19 protein-coding genes are annotated in these 19,422 nt (G+C 71.3%); 6 read left to right on the forward strand and 13 right to left on the reverse strand.

Translation table 11 applies throughout. The features are described from left to right. Positions 1-140 precede the first annotated feature (140 nt). A complete protein-coding gene (locus ACEN8D_RS05990) occupies positions 141-731 on the forward strand; it encodes an ArsR/SmtB family transcription factor (RefSeq protein ID WP_071295888.1) in 591 nt (196 codons plus the stop codon). Beyond that, positions 728-964 carry a hypothetical protein gene (locus ACEN8D_RS05995; RefSeq protein WP_309888710.1) on the forward strand — a complete coding sequence of 79 codons (237 nt, stop codon included), beginning with the start codon at positions 728-730 and terminating at the stop codon, positions 962-964. Before ACEN8D_RS05990 ends, ACEN8D_RS05995 begins: the two co-directional genes overlap by 4 nt. Positions 965-989: 25 nt before the next feature. On the opposite strand, the gene ACEN8D_RS06000 is transcribed toward ACEN8D_RS05995, so the two are convergent. From ACEN8D_RS06000 to ACEN8D_RS06030, 7 genes are all read right to left on the reverse strand, one after another. After that, entirely contained in the window at positions 990-1,280 is a 291-nt protein-coding gene (locus ACEN8D_RS06000; protein WP_070416579.1) for a DUF1905 domain-containing protein, read from the reverse strand. Positions 1,281-1,499: 219 nt separating this feature from the next. Further along, positions 1,500-2,414 (reverse strand): endo-beta-N-acetylglucosaminidase H, encoded by a 915-nt coding sequence (locus ACEN8D_RS06005; protein WP_413398625.1) that lies wholly within the window; start codon positions 2,412-2,414, stop codon positions 1,500-1,502. Positions 2,415-2,442: 28 nt separating this feature from the next. Beyond that, on the reverse strand, positions 2,443-5,451 hold the full coding sequence (locus ACEN8D_RS06010; RefSeq protein ID WP_413398626.1) for an alpha-mannosidase: 3,009 nt from the start codon (positions 5,449-5,451) through the stop codon (positions 2,443-2,445). Positions 5,452-5,517: 66 nt separating this feature from the next. Further along, on the reverse strand, positions 5,518-6,903 hold the full coding sequence (locus ACEN8D_RS06015; protein WP_413461267.1) for a glycoside hydrolase 5 family protein: 1,386 nt from the start codon (positions 6,901-6,903) through the stop codon (positions 5,518-5,520). Further along, on the reverse strand, positions 6,903-7,898 hold the full coding sequence (locus tag ACEN8D_RS06020; RefSeq protein ID WP_413398436.1) for a carbohydrate ABC transporter permease: 996 nt from the start codon (positions 7,896-7,898) through the stop codon (positions 6,903-6,905). The genes ACEN8D_RS06015 and ACEN8D_RS06020 overlap by 1 nt, the downstream gene beginning before the upstream one ends. Then, positions 7,895-8,773, reverse strand: coding sequence for a carbohydrate ABC transporter permease (locus tag ACEN8D_RS06025; protein ID WP_071295894.1), 879 nt, complete (start codon positions 8,771-8,773; stop codon positions 7,895-7,897). Before ACEN8D_RS06025 ends, ACEN8D_RS06020 begins: the two co-directional genes overlap by 4 nt. Further along, on the reverse strand, positions 8,773-10,068 hold the full coding sequence (locus ACEN8D_RS06030) for an ABC transporter substrate-binding protein (RefSeq protein WP_229085072.1): 1,296 nt from the start codon (positions 10,066-10,068) through the stop codon (positions 8,773-8,775). The genes ACEN8D_RS06025 and ACEN8D_RS06030 overlap by 1 nt, the downstream gene beginning before the upstream one ends. 111 nt (positions 10,069-10,179) lie before the next feature. Here ACEN8D_RS06030 and ACEN8D_RS06035 point away from each other — a divergent pair, with 111 nt between their 5' ends. The 3 genes from ACEN8D_RS06035 to ACEN8D_RS06045 all read left to right on the forward strand — a co-directional run bounded on the left by ACEN8D_RS06035 (position 10,180) and on the right by ACEN8D_RS06045 (position 11,975). Beyond that, positions 10,180-11,211, forward strand: a complete 1,032-nt coding sequence (locus tag ACEN8D_RS06035; RefSeq protein WP_413398435.1) for a LacI family DNA-binding transcriptional regulator — start codon at positions 10,180-10,182, stop codon at positions 11,209-11,211. Between the two features lie 183 nt (positions 11,212-11,394). Continuing rightward, the gene (locus ACEN8D_RS06040) at positions 11,395-11,721 is read left to right on the forward strand and encodes a hypothetical protein (RefSeq protein WP_413398434.1); all 327 of its coding nucleotides are present in this window, start codon (positions 11,395-11,397) and stop codon (positions 11,719-11,721) included. A 101-nt stretch (positions 11,722-11,822) separates the two neighbouring features. Continuing rightward, positions 11,823-11,975 carry a hypothetical protein gene (locus tag ACEN8D_RS06045; RefSeq protein ID WP_156794738.1) on the forward strand — a complete coding sequence of 51 codons (153 nt, stop codon included), beginning with the start codon at positions 11,823-11,825 and terminating at the stop codon, positions 11,973-11,975. A gap of 35 nt (positions 11,976-12,010) precedes the next feature. Here the strand turns inward: ACEN8D_RS06045 and ACEN8D_RS06050 are convergent, their stop codons facing one another. The 3 genes from ACEN8D_RS06050 to ACEN8D_RS06060 are packed head-to-tail and all read right to left on the reverse strand — an operon-like array spanning position 12,011 to position 15,068. Then, complete coding sequence (locus ACEN8D_RS06050) at positions 12,011-12,886, reverse strand: EamA family transporter (protein ID WP_309779010.1); 876 nt, start codon at positions 12,884-12,886, stop codon at positions 12,011-12,013. Positions 12,887-12,896: 10 nt separating this feature from the next. Continuing rightward, the gene (locus ACEN8D_RS06055; RefSeq protein WP_070416588.1) at positions 12,897-13,559 is read right to left on the reverse strand and encodes a response regulator transcription factor; all 663 of its coding nucleotides are present in this window, start codon (positions 13,557-13,559) and stop codon (positions 12,897-12,899) included. Between the two features lie 39 nt (positions 13,560-13,598). Continuing rightward, the gene (locus ACEN8D_RS06060) at positions 13,599-15,068 is read right to left on the reverse strand and encodes a sensor histidine kinase (protein ID WP_413398433.1); all 1,470 of its coding nucleotides are present in this window, start codon (positions 15,066-15,068) and stop codon (positions 13,599-13,601) included. A 96-nt stretch (positions 15,069-15,164) separates the two neighbouring features. Between ACEN8D_RS06060 and ACEN8D_RS06065 the strand changes: the two genes are divergently transcribed. Beyond that, positions 15,165-15,743 (forward strand): hypothetical protein, encoded by a 579-nt coding sequence (locus tag ACEN8D_RS06065; RefSeq protein ID WP_413398432.1) that lies wholly within the window; start codon positions 15,165-15,167, stop codon positions 15,741-15,743. Positions 15,744-15,759: 16 nt separating this feature from the next. On the opposite strand, the gene ACEN8D_RS06070 is transcribed toward ACEN8D_RS06065, so the two are convergent. From ACEN8D_RS06070 to ACEN8D_RS06080, 3 genes are read right to left on the reverse strand one after another with little or no spacing between them, the layout of a single operon-like run. Continuing rightward, entirely contained in the window at positions 15,760-17,412 is a 1,653-nt protein-coding gene (locus ACEN8D_RS06070; RefSeq protein WP_413398431.1) for a dipeptide ABC transporter ATP-binding protein, read from the reverse strand. Then, the gene (locus ACEN8D_RS06075) at positions 17,409-17,993 is read right to left on the reverse strand and encodes a GbsR/MarR family transcriptional regulator (RefSeq protein ID WP_309779006.1); all 585 of its coding nucleotides are present in this window, start codon (positions 17,991-17,993) and stop codon (positions 17,409-17,411) included. The genes ACEN8D_RS06070 and ACEN8D_RS06075 overlap by 4 nt, the downstream gene beginning before the upstream one ends. Continuing rightward, positions 17,990-19,399 carry a serine hydrolase gene (locus tag ACEN8D_RS06080; protein ID WP_309779005.1) on the reverse strand — a complete coding sequence of 470 codons (1,410 nt, stop codon included), beginning with the start codon at positions 19,397-19,399 and terminating at the stop codon, positions 17,990-17,992. The genes ACEN8D_RS06075 and ACEN8D_RS06080 overlap by 4 nt, the downstream gene beginning before the upstream one ends. Positions 19,400-19,422: the final 23 nt, after the last annotated feature.

Genomic DNA, 19,422 nt, shown 5'->3' on the forward strand with positions numbered 1-19,422 from the left:
TTGTCCTCACTACGGCCCACTTGTGACCCATCCGGGGGGAATTCCCCCTTCCCGTCCACACTGCCGGGCATGGGCCATCGGCAAAGACATGTTTGCAACGGACTGTTTGCAAACATGTCTTTGCGGTGTACGGTGGAGCGATGACCGACGAGACCCGCATCCTCGACGTCGCCGCCCTCAAGGCGCTGGCGCACCCGCTCCGGGCGCGCCTGCTCGACCTGCTCTCCCAGAACGGCCCCTCGACCGCGACGTCGCTCGGCGCGAAGCTGGGCGAGTCGAGCGGCTCGACGAGCTACCACCTCCGGCAGCTCGAGCGCCACGGGTTCGTGCACGAGCTCCCCGACCGCGGCAACGCCCGCGAGCGCTGGTGGGAACGCACCGCCGGCCGGATCAGCATCGGCAGCCCCGACGAGGGCCCGGCCTCCCCCGCGCAGCAGACGGCGACGCAGCTCGCGAGCCTCGCCGTCATGGACGCCGAGAACGACCTGGTGCGTGAGTGGACCACCCGCGACCCCGACACCGTCCCGGCCGACTGGCGTGGCGTCTCGGGGTCGTCGACCTACGTCGCGCTCACTCCCGACGAGTACGGCGCGATGTGGCGGGAGTTCGAGGCCGTCATCGAGCGGTACCGCGCCATCCGCGGGCAGGCGGCCGATCTGCCCGAGGGCGTCCGTCGCGTGTTCGCCCAGGTCCGCAGCGTCCCGATCATCGACGAGGAGCCGACACCGTGACCACCTACCAGCCCCGCACGCTCCCGGTCCCGCCGGTCTCGCCGGTCGAGGTCCTGACCAACCGGCTCGGCACAGCGCTCGTCCGCTGGAGCCTCCGGCACGCCGAACGTCGTGCCCTCCGAGCCGTCACGGCCCGCGAACGCGCCTTCCGTCGCGCCCTCGGCGAGCAGGCGTCTCCGGGCACGAGCACGAGGACCGACCTGATCGCGGCCGAACTCCGACGCCGCTGGTGACCCGCCCGGCCACCGTGCGCGGGCGTCAGGGACCCGCGAGCTCGAGGGTGATCGCCGGTTCGTCGCCCAGCTCGACACCCGCGCGACGACGTTCCGCCGCCCGGAGCGGCACGAGGTACCCGCCGTCCTTCGGGAAGAGCGAGGTCGTCCAGGTCACCGACCCGATCGTCACGCGGGCGGGGATCACGCCCCAGCCGTAGGTGAGCATCGGCGCGAGGTCGTGGATCACCTCGGCGGCGTCCGGTGGCACGACGGCGTAGAAGAACGGCGCCGGACCGCGCCACTCGATGACCTCGCCGGTGAACTGGAGCTCCACGTCGCGATCGTACGGCGCGCCGCACGCGGACGGGCGGGTTCGGCCGCGTTCGTGACCGTTCCGGTTCACGGTTCCCGGGTTCCGCGAACCAGAACGGTCAGCGCGCACGTGCAGATCCTGCTCCAGCGACGGGAGGCGAGGGATGGGACGGACGCGCCCCGCGCCTCCTGGACCGTGCCGAGGAGACGCGGGGCGCGAGCCGCCGCGCCGGACGCGACGTCAGTGGTACGTCGCGGCCTGCCCGTAGAGCACCTGCGTCATCGACGACACGTACGACGCGACGTCACCGTCCGGCAGGTTGTACGTCATGAAGACGCCGTACCCGTCGGCCTTCGTGCGCTGTGCGAGCGACACTGCGGTGGACTGCGCCGTGTTCTGGATGTCGACCGCGGCGGCGGACAGCTTCGCCTTCCCGAGGCCCGGGATCGACGGCGCCGAGTAGGTGCCGTAGTACGGGTTCCAGGCGTAGTCGAGCTTCGAGCCGATCGTGCTGCTCGACGACGAGAGCGACGAGGACGCCGGGCCGATGTCGTAGAACGAGATGAGCTTGCCGGGCATCTGGGCACGGAGCGCGGTGATGAGCCAGCCGATCGACTGCTGGTTCGGCTGCGGCGTGCCGTTCGCGCCGTAGTCCGAGTACTCGTCGTCGAGGTCGACCCCGTCGAGGCCGTACTTCGTGACCGTGGCGGTGACCTGGGACGCGAAGTCCGCGGCTGCGGCCTGGGTCGGGAAGTTGGCGATCCCGGCGCCCTGGTGGTTGCCGAGGATCGACAGCGAGACCTTGATGCCCTTGGCCTGCAGCGACTTGATCTGCGTCGCCGCGGCGTCGAGCGTCGCCTGCACCTTGTCGTTGTTGTACAGGACGGCCTTCGAGCCGTTCCAGTTGATGTTCGCGGCGAAGATGATCGCCACGTCGAACGCGTTCGCCCCGTTCGCCAGCTGGTAGCGGCCGACGTTCGCGAGCTGGTCGTTGTTGACCTCCACGTACGCGATGCTCGTGGGCCCGGACTTCGTCGCGCTGGTCGCAGACACGGTCGCTCGCGGCGGGTCAGCCGAAGCCGCGGACGGCACGAGTGGTGCTGCCACCATCGCGGCGATGGCCGCCACGATGCCGAACTTCATCGTCTTCTTCATCACATTCCTCCTTGAATGGGTCGGTCGTTCAGTTGTGTGGGAAGCGGAAGGTGCGGACCTCGTAGGCGTCGACGGCGAACGAGGACGCGTCGACGGTCCCGGCCGAGGCCAGTGGCTCCTCGAGCAAGGTGACCTCCGCCCCCGGACCGAACGGGCCGTCGACCACGATCCCGCCGGTCCCCCGCCGCCCGGACGGCTCGTACACCCGCACGACCAGGTCGCCGGACCGGTCGTCGGCGAGCTTGACGCTCGACAGCACGACGTCCCCGGAGACCTGCACGAGCGGGTCGAACCCGTGCCCACCGGTGGTCACCCGCGCAGCGGCGTTCATGACCACGCCGGCCGCCGTCGCCCCGAGCTGGTCGGTGCCGATGACGATCCCGTACCGGTGCGTCTGCACGCCCTGGTCGGTCTCGGGGTCGGGGAACCGCGGTGCCCGCAGCAGCGAGAGCCGCACGGTGGTGGTCACGTGCCCGTCGACGGCGTCGCGCGTGGTGTCGAACCCGTGGATCGAGTCGTTCACGAGGGCGACGCCGAAGCCCGGCTCGGACACGAGCACGTAGCGGTGCATCGAGGTCTCGAACTTCGCGGCCTCCCACGAGGTGTTCGTGTGCGTCACCCGCTTCTGCGCCCCGAACTGCGTCTCGGCGACGGTGTGCTCGGCGCGGACGTCGAGCGGGAACGCGACCTTGAGGAACTTCTCGGTCTCGTGCCAGTCGGTCGTCTGGTCGAACTCCAGGGTGCGGGAGTCCGGCGCGAGCACGAGCTCCTGCCGGACCGTCGAGTCGCCGAACGCCCGCTCGACGACGACGCGCGCGCCGCCGTCCGCGTCGACCGAACCGTGCAGCCCGGTGACCGACACGAGGTCCTCGACCCGGTTCCGGTAGTAGCGGTCGACGTCCCACGCGTCCCACATGTTCGGGAAGTCCTGGTGCAGCTGCAGCAGGTTCGCCGCCTGCCCGGGAGCGATCGCCTCGCGCCCGGTCGCCCGGTCGACGGCGCTGGTCACGAGCCCCTGCGCGTCGACCACGACCCGGACGAGGTCGTTGGTGAGCACGTACCCGCCGTCCTCCTCGGTCAGTGCCACGGCGGCCGGCTCCGGCACGTCGGTCGCCAGGACCGCGCCCTGCGCGGGTGCGCCGGCCTGGAGGAACGGGGCCGGGTTCACGACGACGGCCGCGTCCCCGGTACCGGCGAGCGCCGACAGCGCCTGGTCGATGATCGCGGTCAGGGCGCGGTCCGTCTCGGCGTACTTCGCGACCGCTTCGCGGTGCACCCACGCGATCGAGGTCCCCGGCAGGATGTCGTGGAACTGCTGGAGCAGGACCTGCTGCCAGAGCGCGTCGAGCTCGTCGTACGGGTACTCGAACTCGGTCCGGGATGCGGCGGTCGTGGCCCAGAGCTCGGCCTCGATGAGGAGCTGCTCGGAACGGCGGTTGCCCTGCTTCGTGCCGTGCTGGCTGGTCAGGGTCGCACGGTGCAGCTCGAGGTAGAGCTCCCCCACCCACACCGGCGGGTCGGTCAGCTCGGACTTCGCCCGGTCGAAGAACGTGTCCGGGTGCTCCCAGCGGACCTTCGCGCTCCCCTCGAGGTCGGCGAGGCGCTTCGCCGTGCCGGTCATCTCGCGGGTCGTACCGCCGCCGCCGTCGCCCCAGCCGACCGGCGCGATCGACCCCGAGGCGAGCCGGTTCTCGCGGAACTGCCGGGAGGCCTTCGCGACCTCGCTGCCGGACAGCCGCGAGTTGTACGTGTCCATCGACGGGAAGTGCGAGAACACCCGCGACCCGTCGATGCCCTCCCACAGGAACGTGTGGTGCGGGAACTTGTTCACCTGGTTCCACGAGATCTTCTGCGTGAAGAACCACTCGAAGCCCGCGCGACGCATGAGCTGCGGCAGCGCCGGGGAGTACCCGAAGCTGTCCGGCAGCCAGACGCCCTTCGGCCGGATCCCGAACTCGCGCTCGAAGAACCGCTGCCCCTGCGAGAACTGGCGGACGATGCTCTCGCCCGTCGGCATCACGGTGTCGGACTCGACCCACATGCCGCCGATCGGCAGGAAGCGTCCGGCCGCCACGGCGGCCTTGACCCGGGCGTAGACCTCGGGCCGGTGCTCCTTGATCCACGCGTACTGCTGCGCGCTCGACATGCCGTACAGGAAGTCGTCGGTCTGGTCGATGAGCTCGGTCATCGTCGAGGTGGTGCGGGCGACCTTGCGGATCGTCTCGCGGACCGGCCAGAGCCAGGCGGAGTCGATGTGCGCGTGCCCGACGGCGGAGATCGTGTGGGCCGAGGCCTCGGCGGGCGCGGCGAGGACGTCCGCGAGGGCCGCTCGGGCCTCGGGGGCGGTCGCGGCGATGTGCTGCAGGTCGAGCCGGTCGAGGGCGTCGTCGAGGGCCTGCAGGATCCGCATCCGCCGCGGCCCCTCCGGGAGCTCGGCCTGCAGTTCGAGCAGGACGTCGATGTCGAGCGCGAGTTCGTGCACCTCGGACTCGAAGACGGCGAGGTCCATCCGGCGACTCGTGTAGAGGCGCGTCGACGACGAGGTCTGGACGTCGCCCTCCTGCGTCGGCAGGAAGGGGTGGTAGTCGAGCAGGACGGGGTTCGACGCCGCCTCGACGAAGAGCTCGACGGTCTCGCCGCCGACGGCCTCCTCCGCGACGAGCACCCACTGGTTGCGGGGGTTGATCGACTTCACGGGCGTGCCGTCCGCGCGGTAGACGAGTCCCTCGCACTGGAACCCGGGCATGTTCTTGTCGAAGCCGAGGTCGACGACGGCCTCCACGCGCCTGCCGGCCCACTCGTCCGGCACGGTCCCCCGCAGCCGGAACCAGGTCGTCCCCCACGCGGCACCCCACGTCGTGCCCACCTCGTACGGCGTGAACTCGAGCGCGAGCCCGGCCGCGGGCGGGATCGGCTCCCCCGGCAGCTCGTGCCACGCGGTCTCGAGCGGCGTCGCGGTGGCGTGCACCGCCGGCAGGATGCGTTCATCGAGGACGCGTCGAGCCCGGCCGGTGCTGAGGGGGATGTCGTCGTGCATGGAGACCTTCCTGTCGTGCGGTGGTGCTGGACATGCGGGGTGTGCGGGGCGTGTGGGGTGTGCGGCTCAGGCCATCGTGGCCGGGTGGGCCACCGACAGGAGCTCGGTGGCGGTGTCCTCGGGGACGTCGACGCACCGGGTGATGCCCCGCGCGGCGAGCAGCGCATGGTCGTCGACCCGCGAGCGCAGGACCACCTGGGGGCCGCGTCCGTCCGAGGCCGTCGAGGCGAGGTCGAGCCAGGCGGCGGCGAACCGGCCGCCCGGCGCACAGTCGGACCGGAGCCCGCCGCGTGCGGTGCCGTCCGCGAGCACGTCGTCCAGCACGAGGGCGGTGGCCGGCGGCCCGGACACGGCACCGGTCGTGTCGGCCCGGCCGCGGGTGCCGTGCTCGCGGGCGAGGGCGGCGAAGGCCTCCCCCGCCCGCTTCAGCCGACCGTCGTTCGTGAAGAGGCCGAGGTCGTACTCGAGCTCCGGGAAGTCCGCGAGCGACCGCGAGACGTCGTGCGAGCACCACCACGTGACGCCGAGCACGTGCTGCGCGTCGAGCACGTGCCGGATCGTCTGCTCGGTGAACGCGGCGGCGTCGGCGGGGTCGACCACGTTCGTCGGGGCGCCCACCTCCTGCAGCCAGTTCGGGCGCTCCGGTTCGCGGTTCCACGCGCTCGCGAGCTGCAGCAGGTACTCGCCGTGGCGGACCGAGCCGGCCCCGAGTGCGCCGTGCAGGGTCGCCGAGCCGTTGAACACCCACGAGTGCGTGACGGTCGCGTCGCCGTGGTCGGCCGCGTGTTCGGGGCCGAACGGCTGGGCGTCGTCGTACCAGGCCGCGTCGTACTGCGCGACGGTGACCAGGGGCCGTGGACGCGACCCGGTGCCGGGGCGGGCGGACGGCTCCGAGCCGAGCCGCGCCTCCAGGCCGACCGGACTCGACAGCCCGGCCCGCGCTGCCGCGACCATCGCGGCCGCCCACGCGTGCCCCTGCTCCGCCGTGATGTCGTGCGGTGTCGGGTGCGGCGCGTGCGCGAACTGGTTCACCTCGTTGCCGATGGTGATCCCGAGCAGGTTCGGCTTGTCGGCGACGGACGCGGCGAGCGCCTCGACGTAGGCCGCCGTCGACGCGACCACGTCCGGGTCGGTGAACATGTTCCGGCGGTGCCAGCTCTCGAGCCACGAGGGCACGAAGTCGAAGCTCGACAGGTGCCCCTGCAGCGCGTCGACGTTGACGTCGAGCCCGAACGAGCCCGCGATGTCGACGACCGTCGCGACGTCCCGGAGCGCCGACCGCCGGATGAGCGTCCGGTTCGGCTGCACGACCGGCCAGAGCGGGAAGATCCGCACGTGGTCCGCGCCGAGCGACGCGATCTGCTCCATGTCCCGCGCCGTGTCCGACGGCGAGAAGTCGAGCCACGAGTGGAACCAGCCCACCGAGGGGGTGTGGTTGACGCCGAAGCGCATCAGCCCTTCACCCCGCCCTCTTCGACGCCCTTGAAGAAGAACCGCTGCAGGATCGCGAAGATCACCGCGATCGGGATGAACGCGATCATCGTGCCGGCCGCGATCATGCGCTGGTCGGTCGCGAAGGTGCCCTGCAGGTACTGCAGCCCGACGGTCAGCGTCAGCTTGTCCGGCGACTGCAGCACGATGAGCGGCCAGAGGAAGTCGTCCCACGCGCCGATGAACGAGAAGATCGCGATGACGGCGATGGTCCCCTGCACGGCGGGCAGCGAGATGTACCGGAGCCGCTGCAGGGCGTTCGCGCCGTCCATCACGGCTGCCTGGTCGATCTCCTCGGGGATCTGCCGGAACGCGTTGAACATGAGCAGGACGTTGAGCGCCGCGATCATGCCGGGCAGGGCGACGCCGACGAGGGAGTCGGCGAGGCCGAGGTCCTTCACGGTGACGAACTGGGAGATGATCGTCGCCTCGCCCGGGAGCACCAGGGTGGCCAGGAAGAGCCCGAGCACGGCCTTTCGGAAGCGCCACTGCAGCCGGGCGAGCGCGAAGCCCGCGAGGGTCGCGAACACGATGTTGCCGAGCACGTCGATCGCGGCGACGACGAGGGAGTTGCCGATGTACCCGAACACGGGGATCGCCTCGCCCACCCGCAGGTAGTTGCCGAAGGTCGGCTGCGTCGGGATGAAGGACGGGTTCGCCGTGTAGATGTCCTCCCCCGTGCCCTTGAGCGAGGTCGACAGCTGCCAGAGGAACGGCCCGATCGTGACGAAGAGGACCACGACGAGCAGGACGTAGCGGAGCACCTTCTCGCGGGTGGACATGACGCCCCACGCGGCGCGGCGCCGCTTGCGTCCGTCGCGTCCGTCGCGCCCGTTGCGTCCGTTCGGCCGGGAGGCGCGGCTCCCGTCGGTCGCGCCGGTCACGTCCGGCGTGGGTGCGGCCGCGCCGGCGGCGCCCCCGAGGACGGGTTCGGTGGTCGAGGTCGTGTTGGTCACTTGTCCGCCTTGCTGTTCATCCGGGCGAGGGCGAGCATCGGGATGAGCGTCACGACGAAGAGCAGGAGGCTCAGGGCGGACGCGTAGCCGAGGTTGCCGGTGAAGCCGCGGGCGTACTGCTGGATGAGCATGACGAGCGAGTTGTCCTGCCCGCCCGGTCCGCCGGTGCCGTTGGTGAGGATGTAGAGCTCGCTGAACACCCGGAGCGCGCTCACGCACACGAGGATGCCGACGAGGGTCATGGTCCCCCGGACACCGGGCATGGTCACGGACCAGAACCGGCGGACGGAGCCGGCGCCGTCGAGGGCCGCGGCTTCGTGCAGGTCCTTGCCGACGTTCCCGAGGGCCGCCAGGAAGATGATCATGTAGTACCCGAGGCCCTTCCAGACCGTCAGGCTGATCGCGCTGAAGACGAGCAGCCACCGGTCGGTGAGGAACGGGATGGAGCTCTGCACGATCCCGAGGGACTGCGCCATCTCGTTGATGACCCCGCGGTCGTCGAGGATCCAGTTCCAGATGAGCCCGACGACGACGGCGCTGGCGATCACCGGCGTGTAGTACGCGGTCCGGAAGAACGCGATGCCGGGGAGCTTCCGCTCGACGAGCACCGCCATGAGCAGCGGGAGCACCGTCAGCAGCGGCAGGCACACCGCCATGTAGATGACGCTGTTGAGGAGCGCCTCCCACACCTGCGGGTCGGCGAGCAGCGTCTCGAAGTTCTCGAGGCCCACCCACTGGCTCACGCCCCCGAGCGGGCTGGCGTTGGTGAACGACAGCCGGACGGTGTTGATCGACGGCCAGAGACTGAACGCGAGCAACCAGACGAGCGCCGGCAGGACGAGCAGCCAGGGCGTGAACCAGCGGTTGGCGCGCATCAGCTGTTCGCCAGCAGGCTGTTCATCTTGGTCTGGGCGGTCTGCAGCGCCTGCTCCGGCGTCGTGCCGCCCTTCATCGCCAGCGCGATCTGCTGGTCGAGGAAGTCCGTCATCGCCGAGTTCGCCTCGACCGGGTTGAGGTTCTTCGCCGTCTTCAGGGCGTCGTTGGCGAGCACGCGGGCCTTGGCCTCGACGGTGCCGTCGTCCTTCGAGAAGTACGGGTCGGACTGCGACGAGGTGGTCGACGGGAAGATGTTGACCAGGTGCGCGAAGGCCTCCTGGTTCTTCGCGTTCGTCATGAACGCGGCGAGCGCCTCGGCCGTGGCGATGTGCTTGCTCTTGGCGCTGACGCTGAGGCCCTGCACGTACAGCGGCGGGTTGTCGAGGGCCGACGACACGACGATGTTGCCCTTGAGCGACGGGTTGTTCTTCTCGAAGTCGCTGATCGCGGTGGCGCCACCGGTGGTCCAGGCGACCTTGCCCTGCGTGAACAGGGTGGAGTTGCCGAGGTAGTCGGTGTTCAGGACGGACGAGGGCATCAGGCCCTCCTTGTAGGCCTTCGCGTACTTCGCGATGAGGTCGGCCGCCTTCGACGAGTTCGCGAAGGTGAACTTCGTGCCCTGGTCGTTGATGATCTTGACGCCGGCGAGCGAGAAGTCCGACAGGCCGGGCTTGCGGCTCATCAGGTAGTCGTCCGGGCACTTCTGGTGCATGGTCTCGGCCTGCGCGAACAGCTCGTCGGTCGTCTTCGGCGGGTTCGCCGGGTCGAGGCCGCACTGCTCGAACATCGTCTTGTTCCAGTAGTCGACGTCGGTGTTGAGGTACCACGGGTAGCCGAAGGTGCCGTCGACGCCCTTGTAGTTGTAGGCAGCGAGCGCACCCTTGACGTACGTGCTCGAGAGCTTCGAGTCGTCCTTCGCGACGTCCTGCAGGAAGCCGCGCTTGGCGAGGGGCAGGGCGATGTCCGGCGGCAGGTTGATCACGTCGGGCAGGGAGTTCGACGACGCCTGGCTGAGGACCTTGTCGGCGTAGCCGTCGCCGGGCTGGTCGACGAGCTTCACCTTCGCGTCCGGGTACTTCGCCTCGAAGTCCTTGATCACGCCGTTGAGGTAGTCCGTGTAGGTCGGGGTCAGCGCCCAGGTCTGCAGGGTGATGGATCCGTCGACCTTGCCGCTCCCGCCGCCGCTGCCGGCGCTGCTGCCGCTCGAGCAGGCGGTCAGCGCGAGGGCCGTGACGGCCGCTCCGGCGAGGACCGCGAGGGCGCGTCCCGTCGTCCTGCGTGTGGTGTTCTTCATCGCTCGTGACTCCTTCGTCGTGGTGCGCGTCGTGCTGAACCGGTTCAGTCCCCGTCACCGATCCGTGTGAATGGAGCGATGATTTCCGACTAAAGCGTTATAGTCAACCCCGTGGCCCAGAACCGTCGCACGACGATCGCCGACATCGCCGCACAAGCCGGCGTGTCCATCAGCGCCGTCTCGTTCGCGCTCAACGACCGCCCCGGCGTGTCCGACGAGACCCGCGCGCGGGTGCAGGCCATCGCCCGCGAACTCGACTGGCAGCCGCACACCGCCGCACGCGCCCTGGGCGGTGCGAAGGCCGGGTCGATCGGCTTCGTGCTGAACCGGCCGGCCCGGACGCTCGGCACCGAGTCGTTCTTCGGCGACCTCATCTCGGGCATCCAGCTCGGGCTCGCCGGCAGTCACGTCGGCATGAACCTCCTCGTCGCGCGGGACGCCGCCGAGGAGCTCCAGACCTACCGGGACTGGTGGCGCGGACACCGGGTCGACGGCGTGATCGTGATCGACCCCCGCCGCGACGACGACCGGCTCACGCTGCTCACCGAGCTCGGGATGCCCACCGTCGTCGTCGGGTCGCACCCCTCGGCCGAGCCCGCGGCACCGACGGTCTGGATCGACGACTCCGACGCGACCGACACCGTGCTGCGGTACCTGCACGCGCTCGGGCACCGGCGGATCGCGCACGTCGCCGGACGACCGGAGTTCGAGCACACGGCGATGCGGATCGACCGCCTCCGCGAGTTCACCGCGGCCGAGGGGCTCGAGGACGCCGTGTCGATCCCGACCGACTACTCCGCCGAGGCCGGGGCGAGCGCGACCAGGTCCCTGCTCTCGCAGGGCGTCCGCCCCACCGCGATCGTGTACGACAACGACGTGCTCGCGGTCGCCGGACTGGGCGTGGCCAGCGAGATGGGGGTGAACGTGCCGGGGGACGTCTCGATCGTGTCGTTCGACGACTCGGCGATGGTCCGGCTCGTGCGGCCGTCGATCACCTCGCTCACGCGTGACACGGTCGAGCTCGGGCAGCGGGCGGCGACGCTCCTCCGCGAGCAGATCGACACCGGCTCGCCGCTGCCGTCGCGTCCAGGGCCGTCGCTGACGCTCAGCGTGCGCGAGTCGACGGGCCGCGCGCACCCCTGACCCCTCCGACCCGCGGGACAGTGTGCGAGGTTCCGCCCGCCGTGCGACGTCGCGACCGCCGCACGGTGCGCGGAACCTCGCACACTGCTCGTACGCCTGTCGACACGCCGATCCTGGGCGCCGCGTGCGCACGGGCAGCGCGGCCGACTTGACGCCGGTTCGAACACACGTTCGAATACTCTCGTGGGACGGCGTCGCGAGAACCGGTGGCAGCCCCCGGAACACCCGGAGGTCGAGCGTCCGCGCGCCTACTCCCTCTCCGAGGACGCCCGCGGTCCGGACGCCTGCCACGCCGTCACCCCCGTGCCGGTCTGGGCGTGGATCCAGTTCCCCACGTTCCACGTCCGCGTGAAGGCCTTCGCGAAGAGCTGGACCCGCGACGCCGTCCTCGTCGAGTGGGCGCAGTTCGGGCAGCAGGCGAACGCGTGGGTGTGGCGGTCCGCGGTGAAGCACCGCACCCTGCGCGCGGATGCGACGCGGCGCAGTCCGCAGAACGCACCGCCGCATTGACTTGCCCGGACATGGCGAGGATCGTTTACGGAACACCGGTACAGCAAGTAACTCACTGATCGAGACATTCGGTCCGAGTGCTGACACTGGGAGGAGGCACCATGAAGAAGAGCGAGGTGCCGTCCTGGGTCGCCCACGTGCTCACCCCACCCGAGGTCATCGCGGCTTACGTCGAACGACGGGTCAACGACCCGGCGTTGCTGACGGGTGAACACACGGAACCCACGTACGCGGACTTCCTCCGCGACGAGTAGACGGTCTTCCCGGAGGCGCGGTACACGTTCCGGACTCACGGAACGGGATCCGCGCCTCCCGTTCGACCGCCCCGATCACGACGCGCGGACAGCGTCACGCCCACGCTCGCGGCGGTGACGCACGCGAGGGCGACGACCTCGAGCAGCGCGAGCCCTTCGTGCAGGATCAGCAGGCCCGCGAGGGCCGCGATCGCCGGCCCGAGGCTCTGCAGCACCCCGAAGACACGGGTCGGCATCCGCCGGAGCGCGAGCATCTCGAGCGCGTAGGGCAGGACGCTCGAGAGCACGGCGACACCGCCGAACACGAGGAGGAGCACCGGTTCACGGACGACCCCGTCGACCGCCGACCGGAGCCCGAACGGCAGCGACACGAGCATCGCGACGAGCATCGACACGGCGAGCCCGTCCACACCGGGGATCGCGGCGCCCACGTGCCGGTTCATGACGATGTAGCCCGCCCAGCACACCGCGGCGAGGACGGCGAACACGACACCGCCGACCGCGGTCACCGCCGCCGGACCGACCCCGAGCAGGACGACCCCGGCGAGCGCCAGCACCGCCCAGAGCACGTCGCGCCACCGCCGGGTGTGCACGAGGGAGAGGGCGAGCGGGCCGAGGAACTCGATCGTCACCGCGACCCCGATCGGGATGCTCGCGAACGCCACGTAGATGAAGACGTTCATCCCGCCGAGCGCCAGTCCGAGGCCGATCGCACCGAGCCACTGCTGCCGGGTCCAGTGCCGGACGCGCGGCCGGACCACGAGCGCGAGGACGACGGCCCCGATGACGAGCCGCAGTGTGGCGGCGCCGACCGAGCCGACGTCGTCGAACCGGGTCTTCGCGATCGCGGCGCCGAGCTGCACGGACACCATCGCCGCGAGGGCGAGGAGCGGCGCCGGGACGCGGTTCACCGGTGCACCGTCACCCGAGGTAGGCGAGCACGGCGAGGACTCGGCGGTGGTCCTCGCCCGTGTCCTCGAGCGCGAGCTTGCCGAAGATGCTCGAGACGTGCTTCTCGACCGCGCCGGTGCCGATCACGAGCGCGCGGGCGATCGCGGCGTTGGTGCGCCCCTCGGCCATCAGCCCGAGGACGTCGCGCTCGCGCGGCGTGAGCGCTGCGAGCGGGTCACGGCGGCGGCTCATGAGCTGGGTGACGACCTCGGGGTCGAGCACGGTGCCGCCGGCGGCGATGCGGCGGACGGCGTCGTCGATCTCCTCGAGCCGGGTGACGCGGTCCTTGAGCAGGTAGCCGATGCCGGTCGCACCCGCCGCGAGGACGTCCTCGGCGTAGGTGGCCTCGACGTACTGGGACAGCAGGAGCACCCCGGTGCGCGGAGCCCGGCGCCGGGTCTCGACGGCGGCGCGGACGCCCTCGTCGGTGAAGGTCGGCGGCATCCGCACGTCCATCACCACGACGTCGGGAGCACCGTCGGGGAGCGTGGCGAGGAAGGAGTCGGCGTCGGCGTACTGCCCGATGACGTCGATGCCCGCTTCGTCGAGCACGCGCGAGAGTCCTTCGCGCAGGAGCACGGCGTCGTCGACGACGACGGCCCGGATGCGTGCTGCATCCGGGCCGTCGCTCATGCCGACCAGCCTAGTGGGAGCGCGGACGCTCCCGGGGGCTCACGAGCGCGTCGTGGGCACGCCGTTCAGAGCGCCGAGCGGGATCCGTGCCGTCGCCTCGGTCGGACCGCCCTCGGGGCTCGAGACCGTCAGCTCGCCGTCGAGGGCGCGCATCCGACCCATCAGCCCCTCGATGCCGTGCCCCTCCTGCGGGCGGGCACCACCGCGGCCGTCGTCGGTGACGCTGACCGTGAGGTACCAGAGTCCGGAGGCGTCGACCACGAGTCCGAGGTACACCCCGGCGGTCGAGGCACCGGCGTGCTTCGTGGTGTTCGTCAGCAGCTCGCTCACCGTGAAGTACACGTTGCGCTGGATCTCGGTCGCGAGTTCGAGCCCGTCGGGCAGGCGGACGTCGAGCCCGACGGGGATGGGGGTCCGGGCGACGAGGGCCTCGAGCGCGGCGACGAGTCCCCGGTCGAGCAGGATGGGCGGTGCGAACCCGCGGGACAGGGCCCGCAGTTCGTCGAGGGCGTCCTGAGCGTGCGTCGACGCTTCGCCGATGAGCTGCTTCGCCTTCGCCGGGTCCTTGTCGAAGGCGCGCTCGGCCGCGGACAGGTCCATGCGCAGGCGGACGAGTCGCTGCTGCGGCCCGTCGTGCAGGTCCCGCTCGATCTGCCGCAGGGCCTGCCCCTCGGCGGTGACGGCACCGGCACGGGAGGCCTGGAGCCCGGCGACCCGACGCTCGAGCTGCTCCGCACGGAACCCGCCGAGCAGACCGAAGTCGATCCAGAAGTGCGCGATCACGGAACCGCGGGCCCACAGCGGGAAGAGCACCACCGAGGCGGCCATCGACAGGAGTCCGAGGAACCCGAAGCCCACGACGGACGTCATGTCCCACCCGAAGTACTGCGCGCTCATGCCGTTCACGAACGCGACCCCGGCGAGGCCGATCGGCCAGAGGAAGCCGGCGAAGAGGAGTGCGCCGGCCCCCACCGTGCACAGCGCCGCGATCGGGTACACGACCGCCGCGTGCAGCAGGTACAGCCAGTAGTGCGGGTTGGCGACGGCCGAGCCCGTGCGCGTCCACCAGTTCTGCTGCCACCGGGGTGTCCAGTCGACCGGTCGGATCGGTCGGCTGTCCGCCCACCCGATGCGGAGCTTCTCGAACTGGCCGAGCCACCGCGCGACGAACAGCGCGATGAAGAACATCAGCAGGACGAACGGGTTGAAGAGGTCGCGGAAGCCGCCGCCGAAGACCGCAGCGGGGAACGCCGCGTAGAGCGTGCAGAGCAGCACCGCCGTGAGGGCCATGTAGCCGAAGTCGCGCGGCAGGCGCTTCCACGCCTCGCGGTAGAACGCACCGGCGGTCATGCCCGTGCCCGACCCGGATCCGGCGCTCGCGGGCGGCGTCGACGACCACGTCGGGGGCGTCTGGTTCGGCTGTGCGGGCATCGGTTCGGTGGCTCCTGGCGGGACGGAGTCGTGCAGCGGGACGGTCTCGGCCTGGTCGAGGCGGGCGGTGTCGGTCATGACACCAAGCCTCGCGATCACCGGCTCGATCCCCCATCCTGCCCCCTCCCGAACCGGAGGTGGGGTTATCCCCCGCACCGGCGTACCGTGTGGGCCATGGGGAACACCACGGGGGTCCGGGTCGCGTCGGCGGCCGCCATTGTCGCAGCGCTCGTCTTCGGTGCCGAGGGGCTCGGCGACGCGTGGGGGGTCCTCGCCTTCGGCCCGGCGGCGTTGCGGCTCGCCGGAACGGTCGTCGCCGGTGTCTGCGGAGCGGTCGTGCTCGTCGCCGCCCTGCGTTCCCGGGACCGCCGCGCCCTCGCGTTCGGGGTCGCCGTGCTCGCGTTCGCCCTCGCCTGGGCTGTCTCCGGGCCGATCGCAGCCGCGCTCTACTGGATCGCCCGGGCGGCGCTCGTGGCGTTCGGCGTGCTGACCGTCCGTGGTCTGCGCGGACCGCAGCGCGCGCTCGGCTGGATCGTGACGATCGCCGCTGCCCTGTGGTTCATCGCGGCACTGCTCACGCAGACGGTCCCGCCGCCGTCCACCGCACAAGCGGTGCTCGTCGTCGTGTACGCGATCCCGAGCCTGCTGCAGGCGATCGCGTTCCTCGCGGCGGCGGTCCTCGTCGCCGTGCCCCTGCTCCGCCCGGTCGGCACCGGCGTCTCGTCGCTCTGGTCTTCCGCCGAGGTCCGCTGACCCGGTCGTCCGGGGCTCACGCGCCGAGCGACGCCAGCCGTTCGGAGCGACGCGCGGCCTGCTCGACCGGGTCCGGCACGGGTGCCGCCTGGATGAGCCGCCGCGTGTACGGGTCCCGCGGCGCGCGCAGGATCGCGTCGCGGCTCCCCTGCTCGGCGACCCGTCCGCCGTGCAGCACCACGACCCGGTCGCAGAGCGTGTCCACCACGGCCAGGTCGTGCGTGACGAAGAGGCAGGCGAACCCGAGTCGTTCCTGGAGCTCCCGGAAGACGTCGAGCACCCGTGCCTGCACGGAGACGTCGAGCGCGCTGGTGGGCTCGTCCGCGATGAGCAGCGCGGGGTCCAACGCGACGGCACGGGCGATCGCGACGCGCTGCCGCTGGCCGCCGGAGAGCTCGTGCGGGAAGCGCTCGCGGAAGCCGCCGTCGAGCCCGACGTCCGCGAGCAGGCGCTCCACCCGCTCCCGGACCTCGTCCGCGGGCAGTCCGAGGATCTGCCGGAGCGGTTCGGCGACCGTCTGCCCGACCGTGTACCGCGGGTTCAGGGAACGCAGCGGGTTCTGGAAGACGACGCCGACGCGACGGCGCATGGCACGCCGGGAGGCACGGTGCGCGCCCGCCACGTCCGTCCCCTCGACGAGGACGGCGCCCGCGGTGATCGGTGCGAGTCCGACGGCGGCTCGGCCGATGGTGGTCTTGCCGCTGCCGGACTCCCCGACCAGGCCGACGATCTCTCCCCGGCCGACGGTGAACGACACGTCGTCGACCGCACGGAAGCGCCCACGGAGTGCTCCGCCGTACTCGACCACGAGGTGCCGGACGTCCAGGACGGGTGTGGCGACCTCCGCGGCGGGGCCGACCCGCGCCTCCTGGACCGCACCGGTGCCCATCCGCGGGACGGCGGCGAGGAGTTCGCGCGTGTAGTCGGCGGCGGGTGCGGCGAAGACCGCGCGCGCCGAGCCGGTCTCGACGACGCTTCCGCGGCGCATGACCACCACGCGGTCGGCGATGTCCGCCACGACGCCCATGTCGTGCGTGATGAGGAGGATCGCGGTCCCGGTGCGTTCGCGCAGCCGGCGGAGGACGTCGAGGACCTCGGCCTGCACGGTCACGTCGAGCGCGGTCGTCGGCTCGTCCGCGATGAGGAGGTCCGGGTCGGCCGCGAGCGCCATCGCGATCATGACGCGCTGGCACTGGCCGCCGGAGAGTTCGTGCGGGTACTGGCCGAGTCGGCGTTCGGGCTCCGGGACCTCGACGGCGCGGAGGAGGTCGAGCGACCGTTCCCGCACCGCGGCACGGTCGAGGCCGTCATCGGCGCGACGGACGGCCTCGGCGAGCTGGAACCCGACCGTGAAGACCGGGTTCAGTGCGGCGGACGGATCCTGGAAGATCATCGAGACCCGGCGGCCGCGTGCGGCTCGGAGGGTGCGCTCGTCGGCGCCGAGGACCTCGAGGTCACCGAGGCGGATGCTGCCGGTGGCACGTGCGCCGTCCGGGGCGATGCCCATCGCCGTCATCGCGGTCATGCTCTTGCCGGAGCCGGACTCGCCGACGACGGCGACCACCTCGCCACGACCGACGGTGAACGAGGCGTCGTCGACCGCTCGGACCACGGTGCCGTCGACGTCGAACGTGACGCTGAGGTGCTCGACGGTGAGGACGTCGCTCATGGAGTCTCCGATCGGTCGGGGTGGTCGCGGGCGTCCTTGAACGCCTCCCACTCCTCGAGCATCTTGCGGTGGTAGCCCTGCAGCCACTGCATGTAGTCGCGGCCGTTGAGCAGGCGCTCGCGGACCTCGGCGTCGACGTCGCCGGAACCGGTCCGGCCCGCCGCCTCGACGACGGCGAGACCGTGGCCGATGATGTCGCGCTGGCGGTCGAGGTACTTCCGCTCGCTCGCGAGCCAGGACCCCCACACGTCGGCTTCGGCGCGGAAGTAGTGGCTGCGCTCGCCGGGGACGGTGTGTCGCTTCACGAAGCCGGAGTCGACGAGCCGCCTGGTCGCCATCGACACCGAGCCCGAGCTGGCGCCGAGGGCGGCCTGCAGGTCGGCGGACGACGAGTGCGGGGCGCGCGTCATCATGAGGTACCCGAGCACCCGGGCGTCGGTGAGGGGCATGCCCGCGGCGTCGTTGAGCATGAGGGCGAACTCCTCGACGAAGGTCTGCCGCTCCGGTTCGAGGACGACGTCGTCGACGGTGGCCTCGTCGCTGTGGACGCCGGTCGCGCCGCTGCGGGCGTCGTCGCTCACGGCTCGAGTCCCGCCGCGACCTCGGGCCGCTCGGACGGGATCGTCCAGGGCTCCTGGCTCATGCCGCCGCCTCCGCGGATCGAGCGGACCGTGCCGTCGGCGTCGCGCGCGTAGGTGATGTCCTCGTCGATCGACCCGAAGCGGTTGCCGTGGGTCATCCGGAGCGTGTCGGCGTCGACGACCTCGAGCCGGGTCGGGGTGTCGAGCGGCTCGGGGCCCGACGGGTCGACCTCGACGAGTCGGTCCCCGATCCGGGCGATGTCGGTGACGCCCCACGGGTTCGCGAAGCGGCCCGTGAACGTGTCGGTGTCGACGTCGTCGGGTACCGGCGTCCCGGGGGCGTCGTCGTCCGCCGCGGCGTCGAGGATCCGGATGATCGCGGTGGCGATGAGCGTCGCCGGGCCGGCCGCGGCGCTGGTGAGCACCGAGACGACGAGACCGGAGGCCGGGTCGAACATCGACTGCGTGATGTGCCCGGGGAAGCCGCCGGAGTGGCCGCGGATCTCGCGACCGCCGATCCGGTCGACGATGAACCCGGCGCCGTAGCCGCGCGCCGCGGGGTCGTCCGTCGCGCTCCACGCCTTACGCTGCGCGAGCCGCTTCGAGTGGTCGTCGAGCAGGGTGCCCTGCCCGATGACGTGCTGCGAGAAGTACCGGACGAGGTCGGAGGCGGTGCCGTGGAAGCCCGTCGCCGCTGCCATCGCGCGGGTGTCGACGTGGTCGATCCGCCGACGCTGCCGAGCGACGTGGAACCCGGTGTACCCGACCACGAAGTCGTCGGCGCGCGCGGGGTCCCAGTCGGGCCCGGTGTTCCGCAGGCCGAGCGGTTCGGTGATCGACTCGCGGACGAAGTCGTTGTACGACCGACCGGACACCGCGGCGATGACGAGCCCGAGCAGGGAGTACCCGAGGTTCGAGTAGTTGAACGACGATCCGGTGGGCACCTTCTGCCCGCGGTCGAGGACGAGCGCGAGGAGTTCCTGTTCGTCCGGGAAGGGCCGGAGCAGCGACCAGTAGTCGCCGTCGTGACCGTCCCGGATCACGCCGGCCCCCATCTCCATGAGCTCCCGGATCGTGGCGTCGGCGAGGGGCGAGCCGCCGTCGACGAGCGCCGGGACGTACGTGCCCACCGTGTCGTCGAGCCGCAGCGACCCGCGCTCGGCGAGCTGCAGGAGCGCGGTGGCGGTGAAGGTCTTCGAGTGCGAGGCGATGCGGAACAGGTCGGTGGTGGTGAGGCGGCGCCCGGCCTCGACGTCCGCGTAGCCCCAGGCCTCGTCGAAGAGGACCTCGTTGCCGTACCCGATCGCGACCTGCACGCCGGGGACGCGGAGCTGCCACACCTTGTACGACACCCACTCGTGGATGTAGGGCAGGGTCTTCCGGTAGGCGGCGAGGGTGTCTGTCACGGTGGTCCTTTCGAGGGGCGGTG

It is taken from the genome of Curtobacterium sp. Curtsp22 (genome assembly GCF_059492135.1).